Raw genomic sequence first — 7,970 nt, forward strand, 5'->3', positions numbered from 1 at the left:
TGGCGCCTCAACCGAAGATGCCGTGCAAGAACCAGCCAGTGCCGTCGTCGAGCTTGGCCTGGAAGATCCACAGCAGACCGGCATGCCGGGATTCGGCTAGCCAGTAGTCCCGCATCACGAGTCGCCCGGAGCCAGCCACCTCGTCGCGGTCCCACCAGCCGCCTTCAACGCATTGCGGTCCCGCGAGCAGCTGCAGCTCGCCCTGGTAGACCGGCCGGTTGTTGCGCACAGCAAGCTTCAGCGGCTCGCGAAGCGTCCAGGTGGGTTGAGGGAGTTCGGTGCTGACCTCGGCCTGGCGCGGCAGGGGCTCGGCGGCGGGCTGCCAGTGCGCCATCCATTCCTGGCGGTGGTCGGCATGCACGACACAGCGACGCACCGCCTCGGGCCCCAGCCTCGCTGCCATGCGCTCCAGCACCAGCTGCGGTGACTCGGTGACGTCGGTGTCGTCCAGCAGCAGGGAGCCATTGCTGCCCGCCTGTTCGTGGACTTCGTTCGCGGTCAGCTCAAGGTCGCCGACCGGCGCGAGGAGTTCGACCTTGGCCAGGTGCTCGGCGAGCAGCCGGCACAGATGCTCGACGTCACGGCTCGGTTCGGCCGTCCCGATCGTGAGCTGGCCGCCCGTGCCGGCTTCGCGGGATCGCATCGTGTCGTGCCACCAATGCAGCGTCAACGCGGTCGCTCCGGCATGCCGGGCTGCCAGCCAGCCGCACATCTGCACCAGCAGTCGTCGTGCGCCCTGCAGCAGCGCCGGAGCATGCTCGACGCGGAAGGGCAGCTCCAGCCGGCCTTTGAACTGCTCGGGCAGCACCTCCCACGCATAGCCGTCGGGCTCGTACCCGTAGGCGCGGTCCAGCGCCTGACGCAGCTCCTTGCCGAAGCGCCGGGCCAGGCCGGCGCGCGGCAGGGCGCGCACCTGGCCCAGCGTGCGACAGCCGGTCTGCGCCAGCGTCGTCGCGTGCGGGCAGATCGCACTCAGGCTTTCCATGGGCAGTGCGTCCAGGATGTCCTGGAGCGGCCGGCGGATGCCGTCCTCCCGGTTGTTGCGCGCCAGCGCCAGGGCGGCCAGGCTCGTGGGCGCCCAGGCAACTTTCTGTACCGAGAGCTCGGCGGCTTCGGCGACCACACGGTCACGTAGCGCACGCTTGCCACCGAACAGGCGTGTGCTGCTTTCGACCTCCATCAAGACGGCATCCTCGACGATGGCGACACGGGGCGTGAACTGCAACGCCCAGGTGGCCACGGCCTGGAGGGCGTCAGGGCTTGGAGGACTCGGCGAACTCGGGTCGTTGGCGCACGGCGGCAACAGCAGGGCTGACCACAACATGGCTGGGCTCGATGGGCATGAGGCGGCTGGGGTAGCGCAGCCTCGGGGTCATGATCTTGCTGAGGCCACCGGGCATGGAGGTCAGGCGCAGCGTCTGCTCCAGCGGCACGCCCTTGCGCTTGAGCACGTCGACGGTGATCTGCCAGTCCGTGTCCACGCGCACCAGAACACGGAGTGGTGCCGCAGAGGCGTCTTGCGCGACGACTTCGGGGCGGCACAGGAAGACCGGCCCCTTGCAGCGACTGGCCAGGACCTGGAGGCGCCGGATCTGCTCGGCGCGCACCAGGGGCAACCAGGCAATGACGGCGCCGAAGCTGCCACCCTTGACGAGCTGATCGGTGGCCCACAGTCGGTCGCGCGGCGCGTCCACGTCGATCCAGACGAGCTGGCGCTCGTCGATACCCTCGTGGCGCAGTCCAGGGGCATGCGGCGCGAGCGGCGGGCCCACCAGCGCGACGCTCCGGCCGGCGGAGGTTTGCTGCGCGATGGCATGCGACAGCAGGCGCAGCTCAACGATGGAGAACTGGCGAACCAGCACCTCGGTCAACGATCCGCAAGGCCAGCCGCCCCCGGGGAGCTCGACGTCCAGCGTTGCAAATCCAGTCGGCAGCACCTCTGCCACCGGCCCGCCCAGCTGATCGCCGCGCCACAGCGCCGCCTCGACATCGTGAGGGAGCGACCCAGGCGCAGTGACGCCGGCGTTTTGAGTGGGAGAGGGCAGGCTGTGAGGCGGCGACGCCCCGTCCAGCCCGGCGGAGACGGGCAACATCGGAGTAGGCAAAATACTGTATGTGCATACAGTATATGCAGCCGTGTTCGGCGTCTAGTCGGGCATGACGCTGACTTGCGGGAGGAGTTGGCGGCCGCTGGAGTTGTGTGCGCCGGCGTGCGATAACTGGCCCATCGACTCGCAGGGACGTTCGCCCATGTGCTACTCCGCCCAGATCCGTGCCGACTACCGGGACTACACGCGCCTGTTCGGCGCCCATCTCAGCATCAAGGAATTCGTGCGGGTCTTCTACGGCCGCCAGGTGGCCAAGCTCAAGATCCCCAAGGCCCTGGAAGAGGCGTTCGAGCGGGACGCCACGACGCCAGAGGAACTGGAGATCAAGGAGCTAATCGATGCTTACAAGGCGGACCGGGCCATGGCGCTGGAGCAGGAGCTGTTTGCCCAGCGCAAGCGCCTGGCCGACGCCGAGCGGTCCTTGCAGACCAAGCAGACGAAGGCCGCGCTGGACAGCCTGCGCATCGCGCCGTCGAAGATTTCCAAGGCTCGGCTCGACCTGGACGACCTGCGCCGGACCGAACTGCTGGACCGCGACTCGCGCATCTTCCCAGGCGTCTACGCGCCGGTGATGGTCGTGCGTGACGGCCAACGCGTCGTGCTGCCCATGCGCTATCAATGCCGGCCGGCCGGGAAGCCTGCCGACTACGACGTCAAGTTCCCCGGCACTTACAACGCCCGCAGGGACAACCTCGAGGGGTTCTGGCGGGGCCAGTTCGGCCACACGCACGGCATCCTGCTCGTCGACACCTTCTTCGAGAACGTCAAGCGCCACGACATGGAGCACCGGCCGCTGGCGCCGGACGAGAAGCCGGAGAACGTGGTCCTGCAGTTCAACCCCAACCCGCCGGAGCTGATGTACATCGCCTGCCTGTGGTCGCACTGGAAGAAGGACGGCGAGCCAGACCTGCTGTCGTTTGCTGCGATCACGGATGAGCCACCGCCAGAGGTCGCAGCCGCTGGCCACGATCGCATGATCGTCCGCATCAGACCTGAGCATGTCGATGCTTGGCTGAACCCGGATCCGAGCAACCTCAAGGCGCTTTACGACATCTTCGATGACCGGACGCCGGCGTTCTACGAGCACCGGCAGGCCGCGTAGGCAGGCAGCGCAGGCGCGGGATGGGCAAGTACAAGCAAGCTGCCGCCAGCCAGGCCGGGCTTGGCGGACTCGGTGCGGGGAACGTCGTGTCGCTTGACGGTGGCAAGCGCCTGCGGATGGATGACCGGGTCGACTTCTGGCCAGGCACGCAGGCTTGGCAGACGGTGGTCGACGGCCCGGATGGTCCTGCCAGTGGCATCAGTATGACCAGCCTGTTGGCATGCCTGAAACGGATCCGCGAGGCCGAGGGGCGGCCTGTCGGGCCGCCACCGCCGCGGGCCGCTGATCGCAAGGTGATCTGCAACTACTGCGGCAAGCGCTCACGCAAGCGCATTGCATCCAAGCGGCCTCGCGTACAGGTACCTTGGCATCGAGGTAGATGACGCGCTAGAGATTTCGGAGTAGACGGAGATTTGAGAAGCAGCCGGCGGCCGATTCTGGCCAGGGCGGATCGGCCGCCTGCGACGGCTGCTATGGTGGTACCAGGGGTCGTCGAAGCTACCGCCCAGCTTCCCCGGTTCGACGCTTCGCCGCGAGTGGCAGCGTTGTGCCGAAAGCGGAAGGTGCGTTCCTAGCACTCACGGCAGGCGACCGTCGAAGGCACTTGGCAACGGATGCAAGGCCGCTTCGCCGTTTTCCCAGTTTTGTGTACGAATCGGTACATCAAACACGACCAATGACGCCGCATTGGGGGGCGTCCTAGGATCTATTCCATAGTCCAGTCGGATTCCCGGCTGCTCAACCTAGGACCTCAAATGATCCCGTTCTTCTTTGTTCCTTCGGCCATCACAGCCATCCTTGAATTGGTCGGCACCGTCGTCGTGACGACGGTGGCGGCTCGCGTCGCGTCGGACATCTACGACGTCGCGACCGACCGTTGCGATTCGGCCGCCTCCGGCCGCCCCTCCGGCTCCACCGAGGTCGCCAAATGAAGGCACTGGCGCAGTTTCTCCGTCTCCCGCAGGGCACGCCACTTCCCCTTGCGACGGTCGGCGTAATGCCATACGGCCGCAATAAGTCGGACGGTTCTCATGACCACCGCTATAACAAGGGCAACGACCGCACGCCGGCCCAAAAGCGTGGAGATGCCAAGCGGGGCGAAACTACCGCGGGGGAATGTTGAGCCATAGGATGGCGGCATAGCAAAGATGGCTAGAACCACGCATGCGAAGGCGGCCGGCATGGACTTGCTAGACCGCCTCTATCGAAACCAGATCCTCGTCCACCTCGTCATGGACGACGACGACCGGTTGTGGTTGCGACGTATCTCTTCGGACATCTGCGCCGCCATCGCCAACTACGGCTTGACCGGCGCCAGGGCAACGCGAATGCACCACAGGGTGCTTTGCCTACTGGAGGTCTACCTCGCGGACAGCTTTGATGACTTAGTTGCGTGGATGCCCGATGGCAAGTGGTCGATGCATGCAAGCATTGACCCAGGCCTCTATAGGAAGGTGTACCAATACAGGCAGAATCTGGTAGCTGCCCTGCTCGTCGCCTTTGCCGACACGGGCAATGACCTTGGCGATGGCGAGGCGGCTCTGACACTCGCTCTATCCTTGCTCGACGGATACCGCTCTGCTCCAGCCACCGTACGCCATCGTCTGCTGGAGCGATCAATGGCGATCGACTTTCCGGACGCCCCGCTCGACATCTTTGCCTGGCTTGCTGCGAGCGGCATCGTCCCTGCAGCAAAGTTCAGCACCACGAGTGCCGAAGTCGCCCCGACCGTCGAGGTGACCCTTCGCGCAGGGTCTTTATGCGAGTTCGAGATGTTTCGGTTCTTTGCCAGGGGCATGATGCACCTGGACGATGCGAGCTATGAAGCCCCCCTGGCGGACGTCGTACTCCGCACTGTGTCCCGGCACATTTCAGCTCGTGCGCGGAATCGCCTAGTACACGTCATGCAGGCGGAGGAGCGACGGCACCGAACGGCAGAACTCAAGAACTCGTTCGCTGTGTTGCTTGATCATCGCTGGCATGAGAAGGAGTATCTGATTCACTTTTTGACGCTGGCAAACGCCATGGCGCCGTACACCCGCGCAGCGCTGGACAAGCAGTCCACCGCGCTTACCGACATCGGCGCGGCGATGATGGCAGTGCGGAAGGTGAGAACCGTTCCGCTGAAGGCGCTCTACGCGGTGAGCGAACAGACATCTATCGCGGATGATGTCGCCGCCGCACTGAAGAGCCGCGGATTCGTCGTCCACGCCAGGACGGTTTACCGACGGCTGGGCGTAGGCTTTGCCGAGCATCTTGAGCACCTCGGCGGCTATTTCAGGCTACTCCAACGCTCCGGAGTCGTCTTTCCGGTCGAGCATGGCGACATATTCCACTATTACCAGGTCGGCGTGACGCTGTGAAGCAGCCGATCGTGGCCGGGCGCATGAGATGGCAGTGGCCGCCAAGCCGACGTCTGCTTCGGGCAGAGGCCGTGTGAAAACGAAGACTTAGGGCAACGCTGATCAAGTAGGCGATTTCGACGCTGCTTCGCGCGGACGCCTTACCTGTTTGAACAGACGCCTTTTTGCCCTGCTCATGCCGAGTGGTTCGGCCATTTTGAGGCAGCAAGCGCGCTGCGCCCCCACTGCAGACGCTCTCATGCCACCAGACTGACTGGCTGTACGAGCCCAACCTGCTCATCCTCGACCGTCTTGAGATCCTTCCAGCGTATCGGCGCCGGGGCTATGGCCTTCAAGCATTGATTGGCATGATGCATTGGTTCCAGGCCGGCGCCGGCTTGGTTGTGATGAAGCCGTTTCCATTGCAGTCTGAGGCCAGCAGCCGCAGGAGTGACGAGCCCGATCTGATGGCGTTGAGCAGCTTCCCGACGCACCACACACAGGCGCGTGCCAAGTTGCGGCGCTACTACGCCCAGTTGGGGTTCAAGTTGGTCCCGCGAACGCAGTTCATGGTTCGACGCGTAGACCAGCGGCCTCCAACCCTTCCGGCTCATCTGGACATTTGATGACAGTCTTCGCCGTCTACCCCGTAGTTCAATGGATGGAAGCGGCGTTAGCCAAGCAGCGGCTCAGCGAGTAGCGCGAAGGCTGCCAGCCTGGGCCCTTCTCATCGCAAGCAGGTAGTTGACGCCCATCCAGCGGCCGAGCCCGAAGGACTTGCTGATGGGGTTGTAGCGCAGACCTTTCTCATCGCAAAGCGTCAGCCCAAAGCTGGCAGCCGTCGCCTTCAGTTCCGCCGGCTTGATGAACTTTGCGTAGTCGTGCGTACCGCGCGGAAGCACCTTGAGCACGCGTTCAGCGCCGAAGACGGCGACCAGCCAGCTCAACGGGGAGCGGTTGATCGTCGAGAAAAGGACCCAGCCGCCCGGCTTGACCAAAGTTGAGCATGCAGCCACGACTTGTGCCGGATCGGGCACGTGCTCAAGCATCTCCATGCAGGTCACGACGTCGAACGAACCAGGCATCTCGCCCGCAAGCTCCTCCGCGGCGATATGCCGGTACGTCACCGAAGCCTTGCTGCCGGCCGCATGCAGCGCTGCCACCTTCAGCCCTTTGTCCGCCAGATCAATGCCCAGCACGTCGGCGCCGCGATGTGCCATCGACTCCGCAAGGATGCCGCCGCCGCAGCCAACGTCCAGCACCCGCTTCCCGCGCAACGAGGCCAGGCTGTCGATCCATTCCAGGCGGCGCGGGTTGATGGCGTGGAGCGGCCAGAACTCCGACGTGGGATCCCACCAGCGTGAGGCAAGCGCCTGAAACTTGGCGAGCTCGGCGGCATCGAAGTTGGTATGCGTGACCATGGACTTCCTTCTGTGGGTGGATCACCAGTGACCCTGGCGGCGGTTCCAGCGGTAAAGCTGGCGGGCAAACACGACGTAAGCCCAAGATGTCACTCGGCGAATGCCGGGCCAGCCGAGCGGCTTGAGCAGCCAGCCCCAACGAGGCTGAAGCGACCACGTGGTCAACAGCGCCGGCGCTCCGACTTGAAGTTGGCCGCTCGGACCGACAACGTGCAAGCGCTCTCTCACGTCTTCCAGATCGAGCCCCAAGGGGGTGAGGCGCTCCGGATTGCGGTGCACATCGACCCACTCCACGTCCTGTTCGGCGATGCGATCACGCATGGCACACACGCCCGCGTCGCAGACCGGACAGGCGCTGTTGTAGTAGACGACGTGAGGTTTCGGCGCCGACTTGTCGGCTGGCTGATGAACAACGGGTGGCAATGTGTCGGACACGCAGGCTCCCAGAGGCTTCAGCCCGATTGTGCATCGGCATTAGCTAAATAGCGAAATGGCGAATTAGCAAAAGACGACATCCACCTGCTACCATCACGCCATGGAAAAGATCTTCGAAGCGCTCGCCTCAACGCCGCGGCGCAAGATCCTGGCGTACCTCTCCGAGACCGAGCTGTCGGCCGGCGACATCGCGAGCCGCTTCGACATGACCAAGCCGTCGCTGTCAAAGCACCTGAAGATTCTTGAAGCCGCAGGCTTGGTCAAGGCGGACAAGCGCGGCAGCTTCGTGTTCTACAGCCTGCAGAAGGACAGCCTCGCCAACACCCTCACCAGCTTCGTTCAGCAGGTCTGCCCGGTGTCGACGAAGCTTCGCAAGGAGAGCAAGGCGATCGCAGCCACCAAGGCTGGCGGCGTGAAGGCCTGACTGTGGGCGCTGGCCAGCATTGACCAAGGCGCTGGTTTTGCCCTCATGCGAACGGCAGCTCAGCAGCGTTATGCACAGCACGCAGTTATGCACAGTTGGTCCCGCGGCGCGACGGCGCCGCCCTCGCAAGAGGACTGC

Annotated in this window: 9 protein-coding genes; 5 read left to right on the forward strand and 4 right to left on the reverse strand. The window is 64.5% G+C overall.

Annotation, left to right across the window (positions count from 1 at the left end; translation table 11 throughout):
- Positions 1 to 7: 7 nt before the first annotated feature.
- Both AC1Q7O_RS14340 and imuA read right to left on the reverse strand, forming a co-directional pair.
- Entirely contained in the window at positions 8 to 1,324 is a 1,317-nt protein-coding gene (locus AC1Q7O_RS14340; RefSeq protein ID WP_492660843.1) for a Y-family DNA polymerase, read from the reverse strand.
- A complete protein-coding gene (gene imuA, locus AC1Q7O_RS14345; RefSeq protein WP_492660844.1) occupies positions 1,254 to 2,093 on the reverse strand; it encodes a translesion DNA synthesis-associated protein ImuA in 840 nt (279 codons plus the stop codon). Before imuA ends, AC1Q7O_RS14340 begins: the two co-directional genes overlap by 71 nt.
- A gap of 157 nt (positions 2,094 to 2,250) precedes the next feature.
- Between imuA and AC1Q7O_RS14350 the strand changes: the two genes are divergently transcribed.
- The 4 genes from AC1Q7O_RS14350 (at position 2,251) to AC1Q7O_RS14365 (ending at position 5,573) form a co-directional block, all read left to right on the forward strand.
- Positions 2,251 to 3,210: an SOS response-associated peptidase family protein gene (locus AC1Q7O_RS14350; protein ID WP_492660845.1), complete on the forward strand. Its 960-nt coding sequence runs from the start codon at positions 2,251 to 2,253 to the stop codon at positions 3,208 to 3,210.
- A gap of 20 nt (positions 3,211 to 3,230) precedes the next feature.
- Positions 3,231 to 3,593: a hypothetical protein gene (locus tag AC1Q7O_RS14355; protein WP_492660846.1), complete on the forward strand. Its 363-nt coding sequence runs from the start codon at positions 3,231 to 3,233 to the stop codon at positions 3,591 to 3,593.
- A gap of 372 nt (positions 3,594 to 3,965) precedes the next feature.
- On the forward strand, positions 3,966 to 4,142 hold the full coding sequence (locus AC1Q7O_RS14360; RefSeq protein WP_492660847.1) for a hypothetical protein: 177 nt from the start codon (positions 3,966 to 3,968) through the stop codon (positions 4,140 to 4,142).
- A 249-nt stretch (positions 4,143 to 4,391) separates the two neighbouring features.
- Positions 4,392 to 5,573 (forward strand): hypothetical protein, encoded by a 1,182-nt coding sequence (locus tag AC1Q7O_RS14365; protein ID WP_492660848.1) that lies wholly within the window; start codon positions 4,392 to 4,394, stop codon positions 5,571 to 5,573.
- Between the two features lie 668 nt (positions 5,574 to 6,241).
- Here the strand turns inward: AC1Q7O_RS14365 and ubiG are convergent.
- Both ubiG and AC1Q7O_RS14375 read right to left on the reverse strand, forming a co-directional pair.
- Positions 6,242 to 6,973 (reverse strand): bifunctional 2-polyprenyl-6-hydroxyphenol methylase/3-demethylubiquinol 3-O-methyltransferase UbiG, encoded by a 732-nt coding sequence (gene ubiG / locus AC1Q7O_RS14370; protein WP_492660849.1) that lies wholly within the window; start codon positions 6,971 to 6,973, stop codon positions 6,242 to 6,244.
- Between the two features lie 21 nt (positions 6,974 to 6,994).
- Complete coding sequence (locus tag AC1Q7O_RS14375; protein WP_492660850.1) at positions 6,995 to 7,408, reverse strand: thiol-disulfide oxidoreductase DCC family protein; 414 nt, start codon at positions 7,406 to 7,408, stop codon at positions 6,995 to 6,997.
- A gap of 100 nt (positions 7,409 to 7,508) precedes the next feature.
- Between AC1Q7O_RS14375 and AC1Q7O_RS14380 the strand changes: the two genes are divergently transcribed.
- On the forward strand, positions 7,509 to 7,832 hold the full coding sequence (locus AC1Q7O_RS14380; RefSeq protein WP_492660851.1) for a metalloregulator ArsR/SmtB family transcription factor: 324 nt from the start codon (positions 7,509 to 7,511) through the stop codon (positions 7,830 to 7,832).
- The last annotated feature ends 138 nt before the right edge of the window (positions 7,833 to 7,970 follow it).

The sequence above is a fragment of the Roseateles sp. GW823-FHT07B05 genome (assembly GCF_058794515.1).

What these genes read in the sequence shown, in the direction of transcription:
- AC1Q7O_RS14340 (WP_492660843.1), bottom strand. Translation starts at nt 1,324, where the DNA reads ATGTTGTGGTCAGCCCTGCTGTTGCCGCCGTGCGCCAACGACCCGAGT.
- imuA (WP_492660844.1), bottom strand. Translation starts at nt 2,093, where the DNA reads ATGTTGCCCGTCTCCGCCGGGCTGGACGGGGCGTCGCCGCCTCACAGC.
- AC1Q7O_RS14350 (WP_492660845.1), top strand. Translation starts at nt 2,251, where the DNA reads ATGTGCTACTCCGCCCAGATCCGTGCCGACTACCGGGACTACACGCGC.
- AC1Q7O_RS14355 (WP_492660846.1), top strand. Translation starts at nt 3,231, where the DNA reads ATGGGCAAGTACAAGCAAGCTGCCGCCAGCCAGGCCGGGCTTGGCGGA.
- AC1Q7O_RS14360 (WP_492660847.1), top strand. Translation starts at nt 3,966, where the DNA reads ATGATCCCGTTCTTCTTTGTTCCTTCGGCCATCACAGCCATCCTTGAA.
- AC1Q7O_RS14365 (WP_492660848.1), top strand. Translation starts at nt 4,392, where the DNA reads ATGGACTTGCTAGACCGCCTCTATCGAAACCAGATCCTCGTCCACCTC.
- ubiG (WP_492660849.1), bottom strand. Translation starts at nt 6,973, where the DNA reads ATGGTCACGCATACCAACTTCGATGCCGCCGAGCTCGCCAAGTTTCAG.
- AC1Q7O_RS14380 (WP_492660851.1), top strand. Translation starts at nt 7,509, where the DNA reads ATGGAAAAGATCTTCGAAGCGCTCGCCTCAACGCCGCGGCGCAAGATC.